Genomic DNA, 17,325 nt, shown 5'->3' with positions numbered 1-17,325 from the left:
TTCATTTTTGTGACGTTTATTTATTTAATGTTAAGTCCTATTTCTCCCCCCTGATTGCTTTAAACTTGTCTTCGTCAAGACGACATAGCTCAATGATTGAGTTACTGCCAAGGATACGGAATAGGCAACATAGCGGACGCTAGCAGGAAGCATAAAGGACAAGCTAAAACGGATACAAGGAAGAATAAGGAAGTGCATGAAGCACTTAGTAGCTAGGAGTTACTTTAGGATAATCACGGATGACGCTACAGGAAGTAGCAGGAGCGTTAGTTTACGCAGGACGGCCAAGATGGCAAGTGGACATTGCAGGATGCAAAAGTGGCAGGAGCTACTTTAAAGGATTACCAGGGATGATGCTACGGGATGCAGCTAAACGATAGATTTCGTGGGTTTGCCAAGATGGCTATGGATATTGCAGGATGCAAAAAGTGGCAGGAGCTACTTAAAAGGATTACCAGGGATGATGCTACAGTATGTAGCCAAACGATAGATTTCGTGGGTTTGCCAAGGTGGCTATGGATATTGCAGGATGCAATGTGAGGGTAAACAAGGTTGTTTACTCGTTCAGGGGATGATAATACGGATTTAAGATAATGGATATCTAGCAGGATGCAGTCCAATTGGGGCGTAACTTTAGTTACGCCTTAGTTTTTTGTGTTGAATTAAATTTATTAATTTAAGACAATTACTCCTAAAGTATATTAAGTTTTATATTTTATGCGGTGGAACAACCACACTTTTCAAAAACTCATTTTCCATAATTAACACACCTTGATAAGCATTTTCACCATCGCTTGAAAACTCAAATATAAATTCACTTTTGATGCCTGGCTTGCCGCTCTTTAAAAAACCAAAGCGGCGTTTTGTGCATGCAACACTCATCAACTGCACCTGCAATTGCTCACTTTGACGTTTAGCATGAACGTTCGCCGCTTCAGCAACCTTTCGGTTAAGCCAAAATAAGTAAATTACACTACCAATAAGTATGAACGTCCATAAACTTGCCATTTAAGAGAATAACCTTCCAATTGCACGCGCGAGGGTTTCGCTACGATTTTCTTTACGTAATAAGCCTAATAAATGCGGGCGAATAGTCGGTATTGCAACTAAGTCAGCAAAAATACTAGGAAACAACTCATCAATTTTTTGATGATGTGCGCAATTATCCATAAATACATGTAAGCGTTCAGGGTTTTCTAATTGCTTAAAACACCGCCCAGCTATTGTTAGTAACACGTCAGAGTCGTGTCTTACCTGTGAGCTTAGTACAGTATCAACTAATTGAGCGCATAACCCTTGAGCTTGACCTTTCGATGCAGACCTTAGTGCTGCGGTTATAGCTAATGTATCGTTACTACTAATTGCGGCCTGCGTGTAATCAACAAGTAACTCACTCATTGATGTTGGTATTTCAACGTGTTCAAGCATGGCACTGAGTGGTTGCAGTACTTCAATCGGTAAATGCGCCCATGCTTTTTGCAAATTACTTAAGTTTGTATCGCTGTCTAAGCGTAGTGCAAAATCGGCAATACCCTGCAGTGCAACACCTTGCCAATTATCAAAACCAATTTTACCGCTAAAGTATAACTGTGCATGCTCGTAATACTGCGACGCAGGCTGTTTTAATAGTACTTTTACTTGGGCGTTAAATGCCGCTAATTTATTTGCGTTTGGTGTAAAAACATAAGGGTTATTATCAAGTTTTCCATCGGCTTGCTCACCTGTAATTTCAGTGCCTAGCGCTTGAATAACCATATCAGCAAAGTGATCGCGGCTAGCACTTACAAGCATACTTTGCTCATCAAGTGAAAACTTTAAAAACCATACATAAGGTTCTTTACTGGCTTTAGTATCCCAAAATTGGATAGCGAGCCAAGCATGACCAGCAAGAGGATAAGGGTAAGGCACTTGAGCTTGTTCAATAGCTAAAAATTGTTTTTTATCAAGCTTAGTAATGTGCCTGCCAATATCAAAAGCACGCCACTGAGTACCCGCACCATCTAAAAGCTGACCTAATGTAGCTATTTGATCACTCATTGTTTTCTCAACTGTTTTTACTGCAAAATTACATTAATTATACGTCATAGCCGCCTATGAGGGAACAGGGTATAATTGCATTACATATATAAAAGAGGGTGGTTATGTACCAGCAAACCCAAACTTATTTAGTGCAGCTAACGGCACTTTTACAAATACACGCGCTTTGGCAAAGTGAGCCAATAGACGCTGATGCACTGCTTTCAAATACTCCTTTTTGTCACGATACAATGGCGTTTGAGCAGTGGTTACAATTTGTATTTATTGATAAAATACAGCAATTAATAACGCACAAGCAACCACTGCCACGTAACTTTGCTATTGCCCCTATGGCGCAAATGACACTTGTGAATAAAGCAGGGAGCGATGAAATAATTGAATTACTAACAGCCCTTGATACCTTTTTAGGAGAACCAAATGAGTGAGCGTCCAGCGCCTATTGAATATGGCGAGCTGACTATTTTGTATCAAGATGAAAACTATGTGGCTATAAATAAGCCTTCAGGTTTATTAGTGCATCGCTCGTTTTTAGATAAACACGAAACCCAGTTTGCTATGCAAATGTTGCGCGACCAGCTAGGGCAACATGTATTTCCAGTACATAGGCTCGATAGACCTACGTCCGGCGTATTACTGTTTGCATTGAGCTCTGAAGCTGCTCGCGATATGAACCAGCTATTTATTGAGGGCACCATTGCTAAGCGCTATTTGGCCTTAGTGCGCGGTTTTGCACCAGAGTCGGTATTTTTAGATAAACCGCTTAAAGAAGAACTTGATAAAATAGCCGATAAGTTTGCAGATCAAGATAAAGCACCGCAAGAAGCGCAAACCCAGTTTAATTGCTTGCACCAAGCTGCATTGCCTATTCCTATAGGTAAGTATCCAACAGTGCGTTACTCGTTAGTTGAGTGTTTTCCAAAAACCGGGCGCAAGCATCAAATTCGCAGACACTTAAAGCACTTATCACTGCCTATCATTGGTGATGTAAATCACGGTGATAACCAGCATAATCAATTTTTTAGGGAGCATTTTGAGCTAAGACGCCTAATGTTATTTGCAACAGAGCTTAGTTTTGTGCACCCTTATAGTAATGAATCAATAACAATTAAAGCGCCACTAGGTGAAGACATGCTTGAAATATGTCAGCAGCTAGGTTGGCCAGAGCAAGAAAAGGATTATTAATGGCACATATTAGTATTTTTGTAGGCAGCGTTAATGGCGGTGCAGAGCGTTTAAGCGATGAAGTTGCAGCTACAATAGAGCAAGCGGGTCATACTGCAACAGTAATTACTGAAGCATCACTTGATGATATAAAAAATGCATCGCATATTTTAATTGTTACCTCCACAACAGGCCAAGGTGATGTACCGAGTAATTTGGCAGGATTGTACTTTGCAATGAATAGCACTTTCCCAATGCTTACCGATAAACCGTTTGGTGTAATTGCAATGGGTGACAGATGCTACGGCGATACATTTTGTGGCGCAGGGCGTAGCTTTGACGAGTTACTACGCGATTTACAAGCAAAGCCTGTGGGCAACCGCCTAGAAATAGATGCATGTGAAGATTTTGAACCATGGCCAGTAACCGAGCCTTGGTTAAAAGTATGGCTAGAAAAACTACCTGCTTAATCCTTAACTTTAAGGTATTAAAAAAGGAGCGCATGCGCTCCTTTTTGCTTTTATAGCTTTATAAATTAACTACTTCTGACATCTACTTTAAGTTTTAGCTTTTGGCCAGGTTGTAAGTATTTTTGACCGGCTAAATTATTCCACTTAATAATTTCGTTAACGCTGAGATTAAATTTAGACGCAATACGTGCAAGTGAATCACCTCGGCGTACTTTGTATGTAATAGTACGGTTGGTGCTTGCCGTTGCTTGTGGTTTATTAGCTGACTTATACACAGTTAGTTTTTGATTTAGGCGCAACACAGAGTTTTTCTTTAGCTTATTCCATTTAGTCAACTCATCCATAGTTACGTCATATTCGCGGCTAATATCCCATAACGTGTCGCCACTTTTAACTGTGTGCGAAAGCTTTGTGCGAGTTGCTTTATTAGCAGCTAAACGCATCTGCTTTGGTAAATGCTCGCTATTTATAGCGCCATCAGTAAGCGGGACTAATAATTCTTGGCCTACTTTAATCGTATTTGATTTGAGTTTATTAAGCGATCGGATTGCGCTTGAGCTTGTTGTAAACTTTTTGGCAATTACCGATAAGCTGTCGCCTCGAGCCACAATATAACGCTGCCAGCGTAATCTGTTTTTAACATCAGTGTTTGCTAGTTTTTGGCTAAATTCCTCTGCTTTATCAACAGGCAATAATAAAGAATGCGGGCCATTAGGATCAGTTGCCCAGCGGTTAAAACCAGGGTTTAATCTGTATAGCTCAGTAAGCGTCATATCAGCCATATCAGCAGCAAGCGCTAAATCTATTTGCGAGCCAACATCAACCACTTCAACCACTTGTGCATTAATTACTGGTTGCCATGTAACGTTAAAATCATCTGAGCGTTTTAATAAATCGGCAAGTGCTAATAACTTTGGTACGTAGGCTGTTGTTTCGCTTGGTAAATCAAGAGACCAAAAATCGGTAGGTAAATGCTTTTTACGATTCTTTTTAATAGCGCGCATCAAGCGCCCTTCACCCGAGTTGTAAGCAGCAATCGCATTTAGCCAATCGCCTTCAAGTGTTTTATGTAAATACGATAAGTAGTCAAGTGCTGCGCGAGTCGATTGCACTATGTCGCGACGACCGTCGTACCACCAGTTTTGTTTTAAATCGAATCGCTCACCGGTTGCAGGCATAAACTGCCAAATGCCCGATGCGCTGCGATTAGAATAACCAAACGGGTCAAATGCACTTTCTACAATAGGCAGGAGTGCAATTTCGATTGGCATTTCGCGCTTTTCTACTTCTTCAACTATAAAGTGTAAGTAAGGTTCTGCACGTTTAGAAATACGATCTAAATAGGCTTGGTGGCGAGCGTAATAATTACGTTCAGTAACAACAGGGCGGTTTTGCGGTATTTCGATAGAAAGTTGGTAGCGAATTCGCTCCCACACATCATCAAACACGGGAGCTTCTTGCTCATCAGGGTCAACTTGCTGATATTGTGCGTTTACCATCAATGCATTGTTAATGTCGTTAGGAGTTGCGCCTTCGAGTTGTTGGTTTGCTTGCGTGGCGACTTGAGAATCTGAGTCTAGAGTTGTCACAGTTTGACAACCACTTAGCGCTAACGCCAAGGCTACTAATAGGGGAGATTTATTCATAAATACCAATACATCGGGTAAAAAATTCGGCGAATACTACCTGTTATGAGTTAACATTGCCACTTAATGACTTTTTAAAACGCAGAAATAGAATCATCACTATATCTTAAGTTAATGATTCTAATAAAATAAATATTAAAGTATTAGTTTGTGCATTAAAAATTGTCTTTGAACTGTCTCAGACTAGCAAAGTTTCCCCAAGGTTCATTGTTTTTTGTAACCGAGATGAATTTTTCTGGCACTAACTCTGTAATGGTTGGCAAATCGCTACGCATAAATGGATTTATTTTTAGCTCCTGTCCAATAGAAGTGGGTAGGGAGATTTGGTTATTACTGCGTAATTCATCTACTTTTTTACTGTACGCAAGGAGTTCTGGGTTACGTGGTTCAACCGCTTTGGCAAAGGCAAGATTAGCTTGCGTGTATTCGTGCGTGCAATACACACTGCAGCTTGCAGGCAGCTCTCTTAGTTTATTAAACGATTCCCACATTTGCTTTGGCGTGCCTTCAAATAAGCGTCCACATCCACCGCTAAACAATGTATCGCCTGTAAAAGCAAGTTCATCATTTGTATAGCAAATATGATCAAGCGTGTGCCCAGGAGTTGCCAAAATATTAAAGTTAATATTAAGCACACTGATGCTTTGACCATCAGTGAGTGCGTGAGTGACGCCTTTAAATGGACTATTTGCGGGGCCATAAACCGATATATCTGGATAGGCGTCAACTAATGCAGCTACGCCATCAGTGTGGTCGTAGTGATGATGCGTAATTAAAATACCACCAAGCGTTAGTTTGTGCTCAGCTAGATACGCTAATACGCTCTGTGCTTGGCCTGGATCGACTACCCATGCTTGGTTACTGTTATCGGTAGTTAAACACCAAATGTAATTATCAGAAAAGGCTTTAATTGCTTTGACTTGCACCATGGTAAATTGCTCTATAAAGTGACACTTATCGCATAGTATAACGAGCTCAAAAAATGAAACCAGCCCTTAGTTTTCAAGAAGGACCCAAACCACTGTCGTGGCAACAGTTTCCTCATGGGGATTATTTGCGCAAAGATATTGAACGCAAAATGGAGCAATGGCTGCCGCGTATGTTTGGCTATCATATGCTTAAGCTAGGTAATTTAAGTGGCGAATTAAATACAAGTATAAGTACGATTAAACACCAAGTGTGTGTTGCAGAGCCTGGGCCTTACACCGGAGTAGTTGCTGACATAGATGAACTGCCATTTTACGAGCACAGTATTGATGCTTGCATACTAAGTCACTGCTTAGAGTATCATTCAGACCCACATCACATTTTACGAGAAGCACATCGCACACTTATTCCGGGCGGCTATATAGTAATTACGGGATTTAACCCGTTTAGTTTGTGCGGACTTGCACAAATGCTGCCTTTTAGTGGTCAGAAATTACCATGGACGGGGCGCTTTTTTACACCTGCGAGGGTTAAAGATTGGCTAAACTTACTTGGTTTTGAAATTGTAAGTGACGAACGTTTTATTTATTCATCACTGGCAAGAGGTAATAGGCTATCAAGGTTTGAGTTTTGGCGGACTTTTGCAAAACAGTATTTAAAACCGATGGGCAGTGTTTATATGCTGGTGGCACGAAAAAGAGTTGCGCCACTTACGCCAATAAAACCTAAGTGGCATGCAAGGCCGCAGTTTGCGCCAGTAAAAGGGGCAGGGCTTAGACAAACGTCAAAGCAACACTTTAAATCGTGCGAGCAAGAAAATAATACCAATTGCATTAAATAAGTGATCTATTATAGCGCTAAGAAAATAGCACATTAACAAGGCGAAAATTGTGACATATAGTTGTTCTATATGAATAATTTTTAACGCAGTTAGTGAGTTATTTAATGCGATAGAATGAACATGTTTTTAATAAAATTGGTATAACAACTAGCTCAGAATAAATTAAGGCTGGTAGCCTACATCTTCTAGTAAATCTTTACTGCCAGCGGCATCGCGCGCTAAATCATCAACTATTTCGTTGTACTTATGGCCGCTATGCCCCTTAACCCATTTCCAAGTTACATTGTGCTCGCTACAGGCTTTATCTAGGCGTTTCCATAAGTCGACGTTTTTAACCGGCTTTTTAGCTGATGTTAACCAGCCACGTTTTTTCCAGTTAGTGATCCACGATTCAATACCTTGCTTAACATATTGGCTATCGGTTGTTAGATTTACTTCGCATTCTCGAGTGAGTGATTCTAGGGCTACAATAGCCGCGAGCATTTCCATTCGGTTATTCGTTGTGAGTTTATAACCTTGGCTCATTTCTTTTTCGTGGCCGTTATAAATCATAAAAATACCATAACCGCCGGGGCCTGGATTACCTAAACATGAGCCATCGGTGTAAATCTCTACGGTTTTTTGCACTGTTTTACCTTGATCTTATGTACAATAAAGTGATTATAGAAAGATACCAGAATCAGGCTAAATTCGATATGGCACGTAGACAAATAGTTTTAGATACAGAAACCACTGGCATAGACCCTAAACAAGGGCACCGTATTATAGAAATTGGGTGTGTGGAGTTAGTAAATCGCCGTTTAACAGGCAATAATTTTCACGTTTATATAAACCCACAACGCCCAAGCGAAGAAGAAGCAATCGACGTTCACGGTATCACTAACGAATTTTTACGTGATAAACCGTTGTTTCATCAAATTGCCCAAGAGTTTTTCGACTATATTGAAGGGGCAGAGTTAGTTATTCATAACGCCCCGTTCGATGTTGGTCATATGGATAACGAATTTGCGCTGCTTAATCAGGGCTACCCTAAAACAGATACTTTTTGTCAAGTTCTCGACACGCTTAAAATGGCGCGTGACTTGCATCCAGGTCAAAAGAACAACCTTGATGCATTATGTCGTCGTTACGATGTAGATAACGGTAAACGAACGCTTCACGGCGCGCTTCTGGATTCTGAGATTTTAGCCGATGTTTACCTTGCCATGACGGGCGGTCAAACAAAGCTGAATTTGAATCAAAACAAAGATGATGGCAGCGAGCAACAGAAGGGCGGTATAAAGCGTTTAAATAGTGATAGAGCCCCATTAGTTGTATTACGAGCAAGCGACGCTGAGCAAAGCGCACACGAAGCACGATTAGATCTTGTAAACAAAGAAGGCGGCCAATGTATATGGCGCGCTGAATAAGGCGATTTGATGAAAACGATGTATTTTGTAACAGCGTTATGTGCAGCTAGTTTATTTACTGGCAATGCATATGGCGTAAAACAAGTAGAAGTGCTCAAGCGCGATGGGCATCAAAATGAGATCCCTTTACTTGATAATCGTTTTCGCATAGATAGCAAAATAGATGAAATAACACTGCTTTTTTTTAGAAAATCAGGTGCACCTGCTGTTATTTTAGTGAGGCCCGATGGCAGTAAGTACTTTGCTACTGACTCAGTTAAAAACCCTAACTTAGATTGGTTTGACGAACTCAGCTACGATTTAGTAACCATAAAAAAACCTATGGCAGGTCCTTGGCAAGTAATAGGCAGTATTTTACCCGACAGCAGAATAGTTGTATTAGGCGAAATATCTCTTGAGGCAGAGCCTCTTCCTTCAATGTTGTTTAGGGGGGAGACAATAAAAATCACCGGGAAAATACTAAATGACGGTGAGCCAATTAACACAAACCTATTTAGAGATGTTGTTAGCCTTAATGTTGACTTTGTAAGTACCAACAATGAAAACTTTGCTAACTTTGGCGCAGGCATTCAAGAAGTAGCTGAATTTAAAGACGATGGGCGTGGATTTGATGAGCGCCCTAAAGATGGTGTATTTACCGGCGAGTTTACTTTAGATTTCCCAGCGGGTGAATGGACACCAGAGCTTTACGTGGCAACACCTCTGCTGCAGCGTCGCATTGTGCAAAATACAATAGAAGTGCACGAGCCACCTTTTGTAACCGAAGTCGCGTTAGCAGAGCAAGACACAGACGAGCATCTGTTAACTATAAATATAGACCCAAGTATTGTTAAGCCAGAAACAGTCATCATCCAGGGAAAAATCTACTATCCCAATAACGAAGAGCAAATGTTTACCATAGATGCTGCAGCTAAAGACTCACGTCAGCTTAGTGTAAAAAATTATGATTGGGGTAGATATAGTGTTGAGCTGTCTGTTTTTGGCACTAATATTAATGGCCGTGAATTTATGGCAACGCTACCAACGTATAAATTTGAGATAGAACGACCCATAGAAGCGGTGCCCGAAATTGATCCTGCAACGATTATTACACCAGATAAAATGATTGAGAGTGAACCTGTTGAAGAAAAAATGGGCACATCGACAATTATTAGTTTAATTGTAGGCTGCAATACGCTTATTTTATTACTCGGATGGTTGTTAATTCGTATATTTGTTCAGAAAAAACCGATTAAATTTAAAGTGAAGCTACCTTTTTTAAAGAAAAAGAAAACAAGCGAAGGTGATGTTGCCGACACAGAAAAAAATCAAGTCGGTAAAAATGGCTCAAAAAATGACAGATCAGGTGAAATTTTAAACCTTTCGATGACAGATGACTAAAAAACCTATAAAAAAACAAAAAAGCCCTTGACGAAATAGGGGTTGGTTCGTATTATTCACGCCGCTGTCAGGGAGACCTAAACAGCAACGGAAATATGGAGTGGTAGTTCAGTTGGTTAGAATACCGGCCTGTCACGCCGGGGGTCGCGGGTTCGAGTCCCGTCCACTCCGCCATTTTCGTAAAACTTGTAAGTAAAAGCTGGAGTGGTAGTTCAGTTGGTTAGAATACCGGCCTGTCACGCCGGGGGTCGCGGGTTCGAGTCCCGTCCACTCCGCCAACACTTACACAACGTATGGTTGTAAAACATATTCTTATTATGGAGTGGTAGTTCAGTTGGTTAGAATACCGGCCTGTCACGCCGGGGGTCGCGGGTTCGAGTCCCGTCCACTCCGCCAATAAGAAAAAATAACAGTTTAAATGTGCGCTGGAGTGGTAGTTCAGTTGGTTAGAATACCGGCCTGTCACGCCGGGGGTCGCGGGTTCGAGTCCCGTCCACTCCGCCAACTATTTAAACAATGTTATATTACAAAATTTGTATGCTGGAGTGGTAGTTCAGTTGGTTAGAATACCGGCCTGTCACGCCGGGGGTCGCGGGTTCGAGTCCCGTCCACTCCGCCAACAAATTAAGTAATAACAAGTATAATGATATCTCTGCGGAGTGGTAGTTCAGTTGGTTAGAATACCGGCCTGTCACGCCGGGGGTCGCGGGTTCGAGTCCCGTCCACTCCGCCATTTGATATCATGATTAAAATTAGTAAGTGCATTACCCCATGCACATACCACTGCGGAGTGGTAGTTCAGTTGGTTAGAATACCGGCCTGTCACGCCGGGGGTCGCGGGTTCGAGTCCCGTCCACTCCGCCACTTGTTATTTCCTCAATAACAAGTTTATAAAATCCTTGATTAAATAATTTAGTAAAACATTCTTTGGCTATCAGCTAAAAAATCGACTTTTTAATATTCCTCTTATTCCTAAATATTCATCTTCTTCTATCTCCATGAATAGTTAAACACTTAGCACTGAATACCGCTCCAGTCTTAAATTGCCCCATGGTGTCACACATGACGTAATTAGCTCTTATCGGGTATAACGGCTAGTTAAAGTATTTACTCGTGCCAGAAGCTATTTCAGCGATTTTAATAACCTTAATTTTTTCATGGGTGGTATGCAGTGTGAGCTACAGCACCACTCCAATCATTATACCAATCCGCAATAATACTTAATCATTTTGCGGGGCTAAACGTGTCGCTACCTGTGTTAAAAAATTCTCATTTAGAAAAACTAAATAGCGAATTTTTTGCCTAGCTATCAACACGTTTCTCCATCCTCAAAATAGATCACTTAATTAAGCGAATTGGTATTAGTTGTTTCTCATAACAGAATTCTTATAATGAATAGTCAGTTTAGAGGGATATTTTATGATTGAAGTCATAAGCTTAAATAAGCAATTTTCAGGCAATGTTGTTTTTAAGGATTACAACAAAGTTTTTTCAGATCAAAAGGGGTGTATTGAAGCGCCTAACGGCCAAGGAAAAACGACATTACTGATGATGCTAGCAGGACTTGAAAAGCCGCAAAGTGGTTCACTTTTATTTGCTGGTAGCCGATTGAACACTCCAACAAAAACCGTAGCAATTGCCAGTGACCGTATTGCGTTACCAGATTTTTTAACTGCAAATCAAATTATTGATTTATCTGTTAACACATTAGGTTGCGATTGGCCCCATTCGCTGGTTAACGGGTTTAACTTTAATGCATTTTTAAATACGCGATTCGAAGCACTGTCGTCGGGCAATCAAAAAAAATGCCAGCTAATTTTAGCATTAATGCGTAAATCACCTTATTTATTATTAGATGAGCCAAGTGCTGCGCTCGATCAAACCAGTATTCATTATCTTTTAAGCCAACTCGATGCTTATTTGGCTGACAAACCCAATGGGCAAATTATCATTACTTGCCATGAGCCCGCTGTGTTTATTGAGCATGGTTTTAAGTGTGTCTCGCTATGAGTATCATAAGCATAAAAAGCAAACTTAATCAGTATCTCGCGTTTATAGGTTACCGGTATTTAGCGTACACGTTTGAGCTTAAGCAATTGCTTCAACAGCTAAAAAACTTTGGTTTGTTATTTTTAGTGGTGTTGGGATCATCCGCTCTTGGTTTTGTATTATTGCTTTTTTTAGGCTTAGGGAAAATTATAGATAGTGCGGATACGCCTTTATATGGCGCGCAAATGGCACTATTTTACTTGTTATTGCAAAGCGTGATGATAAGCGCAATGAAACTGGCGATTAAAAATAGTAACCAACGGCTGTTTCAACTTACGATCGCTCACCCTAGCTGGCTTCACCTTGCCGATATTAAATTGTTATTTATCAGCAATGGCTGGCTTATCGCTAGTTTGTTGATAGCGCTTGATCTTACCTTTGAACAGTGGTTAAAGGTGCCGCATTTTATAGTATTTATGTTTATTCAGTTAGGATTAGGCATTGTGTGTTTATACAAACCTAGCGCACTAGTTTATGGTTTTATGTTAAGCGGCCTTTTTTTATTCACTCCCATCAACATACCGCCGCTTATTTATCATATTGTTTTTTCAATCATCTTTAGCATTAGCTTGCTTATACCTAGAGTTAATATAAATGGGCGTGTTAGTGTTCGGTCACTGTTTGGTTTTTGGTTTTGCTACTTTATAAATCACAGCTGGACACTGGTATGGCGTATGTCGTTACTTTTATGTGTGTTTATGGCCTCGACTACGTTAGTCGCTGAGCGTGCTGATCTCGTTAATATACTTGATGCTGTGGCGATGGCTTTTATTGTATTATTTTGCAGCTCATTACAATTTGATTGCGCTAAAATTTATGCACAATATCGCTTGTTTTTTAATACATGCCAAAAAGCACGGACGTTTTATATTAGCCAGTTTATACCTAGTATGCTGTTGTTTTTAGCGACCTTTGTAACTTACAGCATTACGTTTGAGAGATTAAACATTATTTTGTTGAGTTTAGGTCTACCATGGTGTTTGTTGCAGGTTAATTTTGCACAAAAAAAACCAGCGCATTATGCGCTGGTTTGGATTTTTTTTACAGCTGGGGTGCTTGCTTTACTAAATTAGTTAAGCAGCATCAGCTTCTTTTTTAACGCTATTACGCGCGGCTTTGCCTGCAAGTAAGTCAGCAGGGTCGAAGTCATCAACGTTAATAACATCTAAACGAGATTGCTCAACAGCAGCTAGTTTATCAGCCTCTGCTTGGCTTAAAATACCTGCTTCAAGCCCCATTTGCGCTACTTTATCAAGCTGGAAGAATGGCAGTTTAAGACCTTTTTCTTTGCATACACGGTCAAATAATGGCTCAACAGCAAGTACGTCTTTAAGCGTTTGCTCTTGACGACCTACAAGGTTAAGCGGCTCATTTGTTAGGTATACATAGCTTGCTAAACGGTTACGCGTTTCACTAGGTACTTGTAGTAGTTGCGCAAGTTTATGCTCAAGTTGGTCAGTTGGTTTACGAACCGGGCGACCAAACGGGAATAACAATACTTTTAACACGGCACGTAGTGGAGCCGAAGGCATGTTATTAATTAAATCAGCAAGTGCACGTTGGCAATGGTAAAGGTGATCTTGGCAACTCCATTTTACTAGAGCAAAATCTTCTTTTTTACGGCCTTCATCGTTGTAACGCTTAAGCGTTGCAGACACTAAGTATAAGTAACTAAGTAAGTCACCTAAACGTGCTGAAATACGTTCTTTACGTTTTAGTGAACCACCAAATACTGCCATGCTAATGTCTGACATAAGAGCAAGTGATGCACTAAAGCGTGACGCTATACGGTAAAACTCAGCGGTTTCGTCGTTGTACGGCACACTTGTAAAACGAGCGCCGGTAAGAGCAAGCCACTTAGTACGTACAAGGTTCGACATAGTAAAACCAATGTGACCCATTAGCGCTTTATCAAATACGTTAAGCGCTTCTTCACGGTCTTCAATTTCGCACGCACCTAGCTCGGTAAGTACAAATGGATGACAGCGAATAGCACCTTGACCATAAATAATCATATTACGGGTCAAGATGTTTGCACCTTCAACGGTAATGGCAATAGGTGCACCTTGATAGCCACGACCTAAATAGTTATTTGGCCCAAGCATGATGCCCTTACCGCCAAGTACATCCATTGCATGAATAGTTGCATCACGCATTTGCTCTGTCAGGTGGTATTTAATAATGGCAGAAACAACAGATGGCTTTTCGCCTAAATCAACAGCACCCGTAGACATACTAACCGCAGCATCAGAGCTGTAAGCGTAACCAGCTAATTTAGCTAGTGACTCTTCAACACCTTCCATTTTACCTATAGGTAAACGGAACTGACGACGAATGCGGCTATAAGCACCTGTCGCAATAGCAATCATTTTAATGCCACCGGCAGAGTTTGACGGCAATGTAATTGCACGACCAACCGATAAACATTCAACCAACATGCGCCAGCCTTGACCAGCCATATCTGGACCACCAATAATATAATCAAGTGGTACGAAAATGTCTTTACCGCGAGTAGGACCATTTTGAAATGGAACGTTTAGCGGGAAATGTCGACGACCAATTTCAACTCCGGGAGTATCCGTTGGAATAAGTGCACAGGTGATGCCTGGCTCTTTATTGTCGCCAATTAGGCCGTCTGGATCTTGTAATTTAAACGCAAGTCCAAGTACGGTAGCCACTGGGGCTAGTGTAATGTAACGCTTATTCCACGTTAAACTAACACCCACAACCTCTTCACCATTCCATTGCCCTTTACATACCACACCGTAGTCTGGAATTGAGCTTGCATCAGAACCCGCTTCTGGCGAAGTTAACGCAAAACATGGAATTTCTTGACCGCTCGCTAGGCGGGGTAAGTAATGATCTTTTTGCTCTTTTGTACCATAGTGTTGTAATAATTCACCTGGGCCTAAAGAGTTCGGTACACCAACAATTGACGAAAGTAATGTTGATTTACTTGTTAGTTTTTGAAGTACACATGATTGTGCAAATGCAGAAAACTCTAAACCGCCGTATTCTTTTTTGATGATCATGGCAAAGAATTTATTATCTTTTAGATATTGCCATACATCTTGAGGAAGGTCGGTTAGTTCGTGCGTTGCTTCCCAATCGTCCAACATGCTACATACTACTTCAACAGGGCCATCAACAAAGGCTTGCTCTTCAATAGTAAGTTTAGGAACTGGGTATTGGTGAAGTTTTTTCCAATCTGGGTTACCGCAAAATAAGTCAGCTTCCCACCACGTCGTACCGGCATCAATAGCTGATTTTTCAGTATCAGACATGCTTGGCGTTACTTTTTTAAACGTAGCAAAAATAGGCTTGATGATATATTGCTGACGAAGGCCAGTAACAGAAAGAGGAACCGCGATGATCAAAAAGATCAACCAGCTAATTAAACCAAAAGCACCTGCAAAGGTACCAATTAATAAAGTTATAGCCGAAACACCAAGTGCTGTGTTCCAACTTGCTCTGTGGTAAACCGCAGTGCAAAGCAACGCGATTAGAACCAGTGTAAATATGAGTGTCATTTTTATTCCTTAATAGAGGTCAGACCACCTCACTTAGAGTAGCGCTAGTAACAGTAATTTTCAAGTACATAACGATGTTAAATTGTAGTAGAAAGTAACTTAAATACGATATTTAATTACCCGACAGAGGAACGCACAATAACTATCGTATAGTCAAAGCATTAACCGTAAGTAGTGTTAACGTAAAAATAAATAAATCTAATAGCAAAATGACACTTTTTAAGTAAGTATAGCCGTTATAGCAGGTTGCAAATTAGTGTACGCTTAATACACAAATATAACGCTATTTATTTTAATGTATGGTTTTTAAGGGTTATTTTATTAATGTGTGAATTACTTGGCATGTCAGCCAATGTGCCTACCGATATTTGTTTTAGTTTTTCAGGCCTTTTAGAGCGTGGCGGAAACACGGGACCACATAAAGATGGTTGGGGTATTACATTTTACGAAGGTAAAGGCTGTAGAACCTTTAAAGATCCTGAGCCGAGTTATCAATCTGAAATTGCAAAGCTCGTCAAAGCATACCCCATTAAAAGTGTCTCGGTTATTAGCCATATTCGCCAAGGTAACCGCGGGAGAGTATGCCTTGAAAATACTCATCCTTTTACGCGAGAGTTATGGGGGCGCGAGCTTACTTACGCTCATAACGGGCAGCTATCTAATTATCATGATTTAAAACCGCAGTACTATCGCCCAGTAGGTAACACCGATAGCGAACTCGCTTTTTGTTGGTTACTTGATAAAATTCGTGAAAAATACCCAAAGCGTCCAAGTAATATGGCGTCGGTTTTTAGATACGCCGCTAAGCTTTCGCATACCCTTCGTGAAAAAGGGGTGTTTAATATGTTATTGACCGATGGGGTGTTTGTTTTAGCGTATTGCACTAATAACTTACATTACATAACGCGCCGTGCGCCATTTGGTAAAGCAACGTTGATTGACGCCGACATGGTGGTTGATTTTCAACAAGAGACCACACCAAACGATGTAGTAACAGTTATAGCTACAAGGCCTTTGACGAATGATGAGCGTTGGCAAAAAATGGAGCCTGGGGAATTTGCATTGTTTAAAATGGGTGAGCTAATTTAGCCCACCTATTTTAAATATTAGCTTAATTTTGGTTTAATTAAATTTAGTTAGCTTCTTGAGGTTGTTGTGCTGTAGCAGGCGCAACAGCTGTAGGCGCAGTAACAGTAAATGAATTCATTTGAACTTCAAACTGCTCCATACCTTTTTCGCCTTTCCACATACGTACCAGCATGTAATCCATTTCTGGCGCAAACCATGCAATTGCTTGGCGTTTATCGTTATCGTATAAACGTTTAACTTTAATGGCTTCTACATTACCGATAGGTAGGGAGATCATCTCTTTTTCAACAACTTCAAAGTTGTAGTCGCGGCGGTTACCTTTTTTGTCTATAAGCGGGAATGAAAAGCTCGTTTCGCCTTTTTTCAATCCTTCGCGCACTTGCACTTGGTATGAAATAGCATCCTGAAATTCATCAGTCCATTCGCATTTAAGTGGGTATTCGCTAGCGCTGCTAGTCACTACTTTGTTTGTTGTATCAAAATCAATTTTATAATCTTTATCTGGGCCTGTACCGGTGCGGATCATATTGTAATGATGCGGGGTAACCTTGCCATCTTTAAAGGTAAACTTTGATGTTTCTTCACGAGAATCAGAGAAAATCATCCACTCAATATTGCTGTGGTATGTTAGTTCATAAGTATCGTCGCCCATTTTTTTGAGCTCACGAACAGCCTCACCATGATTTTTACCTTTGCGTAAAATATCGTAGTTAGCTTGATATTGGGTCAATTCGCCTGCAATTAGGCTAGTTGGAAGTAAAGCGCCCGCACATAACAACAGGGCAC

At 40.7% G+C, this 17,325-nt stretch carries 16 protein-coding genes and 7 tRNA genes; 16 read left to right on the top strand and 7 right to left on the bottom strand.

Translation table 11 applies throughout. From position 1 onward, the window contains the following. Nucleotides 1-708 precede the first annotated feature (708 nt). Both CXF64_RS12630 and CXF64_RS12625 read right to left on the bottom strand, forming a co-directional pair. Nucleotides 709-1,008, bottom strand: coding sequence for a DUF3301 domain-containing protein (locus CXF64_RS12630; protein ID WP_007378202.1), 300 nt, complete (start codon nt 1,006-1,008; stop codon nt 709-711). After that, nucleotides 1,009-2,037 carry a DUF3549 family protein gene (locus tag CXF64_RS12625; protein ID WP_101217184.1) on the bottom strand — a complete coding sequence of 343 codons (1,029 nt, stop codon included), beginning with the start codon at nt 2,035-2,037 and terminating at the stop codon, nt 1,009-1,011. It abuts the gene before it with no gap. Nucleotides 2,038-2,141: 104 nt separating this feature from the next. Between CXF64_RS12625 and CXF64_RS12620 the strand changes: the two genes are divergently transcribed. The 3 genes from CXF64_RS12620 to CXF64_RS12610 are packed head-to-tail and all read left to right on the top strand — an operon-like array spanning nt 2,142 to nt 3,668. Continuing rightward, complete coding sequence (locus CXF64_RS12620; RefSeq protein WP_024590787.1) at nt 2,142-2,462, top strand: YqcC family protein; 321 nt, start codon at nt 2,142-2,144, stop codon at nt 2,460-2,462. Continuing rightward, nucleotides 2,455-3,219 (top strand): tRNA pseudouridine(65) synthase TruC, encoded by a 765-nt coding sequence (gene truC / locus CXF64_RS12615; protein WP_101217183.1) that lies wholly within the window; start codon nt 2,455-2,457, stop codon nt 3,217-3,219. Before CXF64_RS12620 ends, truC begins: the two co-directional genes overlap by 8 nt. Then, the gene (locus CXF64_RS12610) at nt 3,219-3,668 is read left to right on the top strand and encodes a flavodoxin (RefSeq protein WP_010553680.1); all 450 of its coding nucleotides are present in this window, start codon (nt 3,219-3,221) and stop codon (nt 3,666-3,668) included. Before truC ends, CXF64_RS12610 begins: the two co-directional genes overlap by 1 nt. 65 nt (nt 3,669-3,733) lie before the next feature. Here CXF64_RS12610 and CXF64_RS12605 read toward each other — a convergent pair whose 3' ends face one another. Together CXF64_RS12605 and gloB are read right to left on the bottom strand one after the other, a co-directional pair. Continuing rightward, on the bottom strand, nt 3,734-5,314 hold the full coding sequence (locus tag CXF64_RS12605; protein WP_101217182.1) for a LysM peptidoglycan-binding domain-containing protein: 1,581 nt from the start codon (nt 5,312-5,314) through the stop codon (nt 3,734-3,736). A 155-nt stretch (nt 5,315-5,469) separates the two neighbouring features. Continuing rightward, entirely contained in the window at nt 5,470-6,243 is a 774-nt protein-coding gene (gene gloB / locus CXF64_RS12600) for a hydroxyacylglutathione hydrolase (RefSeq protein ID WP_101217181.1), read from the bottom strand. Between the two features lie 53 nt (nt 6,244-6,296). Between gloB and CXF64_RS12595 the strand changes: the two genes are divergently transcribed. Beyond that, nucleotides 6,297-7,082 carry a class I SAM-dependent methyltransferase gene (locus tag CXF64_RS12595; protein WP_101217180.1) on the top strand — a complete coding sequence of 262 codons (786 nt, stop codon included), beginning with the start codon at nt 6,297-6,299 and terminating at the stop codon, nt 7,080-7,082. A gap of 162 nt (nt 7,083-7,244) precedes the next feature. On the opposite strand, the gene rnhA is transcribed toward CXF64_RS12595, so the two are convergent. Next, the gene (gene rnhA / locus CXF64_RS12590) at nt 7,245-7,709 is read right to left on the bottom strand and encodes a ribonuclease HI (RefSeq protein WP_007378210.1); all 465 of its coding nucleotides are present in this window, start codon (nt 7,707-7,709) and stop codon (nt 7,245-7,247) included. 68 nt (nt 7,710-7,777) lie between these two features. On the opposite strand from rnhA, the gene dnaQ reads away from it, so the two are divergent. From dnaQ to CXF64_RS12535, 11 genes are all read left to right on the top strand, one after another. After that, the gene (dnaQ, locus tag CXF64_RS12585) at nt 7,778-8,491 is read left to right on the top strand and encodes a DNA polymerase III subunit epsilon (RefSeq protein WP_007586004.1); all 714 of its coding nucleotides are present in this window, start codon (nt 7,778-7,780) and stop codon (nt 8,489-8,491) included. Nucleotides 8,492-8,500: 9 nt separating this feature from the next. Next, nucleotides 8,501-9,871 (top strand): TIGR03503 family protein, encoded by a 1,371-nt coding sequence (locus CXF64_RS12580; RefSeq protein WP_101217179.1) that lies wholly within the window; start codon nt 8,501-8,503, stop codon nt 9,869-9,871. A gap of 97 nt (nt 9,872-9,968) precedes the next feature. Further along, nucleotides 9,969-10,045 (top strand) — tRNA-Asp (locus CXF64_RS12575). Between the two features lie 27 nt (nt 10,046-10,072). Then, nucleotides 10,073-10,149, top strand: a tRNA-Asp gene (locus CXF64_RS12570). A gap of 41 nt (nt 10,150-10,190) precedes the next feature. Continuing rightward, a tRNA-Asp gene (locus CXF64_RS12565) sits at nt 10,191-10,267 on the top strand. Nucleotides 10,268-10,298: 31 nt separating this feature from the next. Further along, nucleotides 10,299-10,375 (top strand) — tRNA-Asp (locus CXF64_RS12560). A gap of 38 nt (nt 10,376-10,413) precedes the next feature. Continuing rightward, nucleotides 10,414-10,490, top strand: a tRNA-Asp gene (locus tag CXF64_RS12555). 37 nt (nt 10,491-10,527) lie between these two features. Beyond that, nucleotides 10,528-10,604, top strand: a tRNA-Asp gene (locus CXF64_RS12550). 54 nt (nt 10,605-10,658) lie between these two features. Beyond that, nucleotides 10,659-10,735: transfer RNA gene (locus tag CXF64_RS12545), tRNA-Asp, on the top strand. A gap of 555 nt (nt 10,736-11,290) precedes the next feature. Continuing rightward, nucleotides 11,291-11,881, top strand: a complete 591-nt coding sequence (locus tag CXF64_RS12540) for an ABC transporter ATP-binding protein (RefSeq protein WP_101217178.1) — start codon at nt 11,291-11,293, stop codon at nt 11,879-11,881. Beyond that, nucleotides 11,878-12,993, top strand: coding sequence for a DUF6136 family protein (locus CXF64_RS12535; protein WP_101217177.1), 1,116 nt, complete (start codon nt 11,878-11,880; stop codon nt 12,991-12,993). Before CXF64_RS12540 ends, CXF64_RS12535 begins: the two co-directional genes overlap by 4 nt. Here CXF64_RS12535 and fadE read toward each other — a convergent pair whose 3' ends face one another. After that, the gene (gene fadE, locus CXF64_RS12530) at nt 12,994-15,450 is read right to left on the bottom strand and encodes an acyl-CoA dehydrogenase FadE (protein WP_007586946.1); all 2,457 of its coding nucleotides are present in this window, start codon (nt 15,448-15,450) and stop codon (nt 12,994-12,996) included. It abuts the gene before it with no gap. A gap of 324 nt (nt 15,451-15,774) precedes the next feature. Here fadE and CXF64_RS12525 point away from each other — a divergent pair, with 324 nt between their 5' ends. Beyond that, nucleotides 15,775-16,539 carry a class II glutamine amidotransferase gene (locus tag CXF64_RS12525; RefSeq protein ID WP_024591316.1) on the top strand — a complete coding sequence of 255 codons (765 nt, stop codon included), beginning with the start codon at nt 15,775-15,777 and terminating at the stop codon, nt 16,537-16,539. A gap of 43 nt (nt 16,540-16,582) precedes the next feature. On the opposite strand, the gene CXF64_RS12520 is transcribed toward CXF64_RS12525, so the two are convergent. Beyond that, nucleotides 16,583-17,317, bottom strand: coding sequence for a DUF3108 domain-containing protein (locus CXF64_RS12520; protein WP_007586948.1), 735 nt, complete (start codon nt 17,315-17,317; stop codon nt 16,583-16,585). Nucleotides 17,318-17,325 lie beyond the last annotated feature (8 nt).

This window comes from Pseudoalteromonas sp. GutCa3 (assembly GCF_002836155.1).
Lineage (GTDB): Bacteria > Pseudomonadota > Gammaproteobacteria > Enterobacterales > Alteromonadaceae > Pseudoalteromonas > Pseudoalteromonas arctica.
Note: the sequence above shows the minus strand (reverse complement) of the source record. Positions and strands in the feature narration are given on the sequence as shown.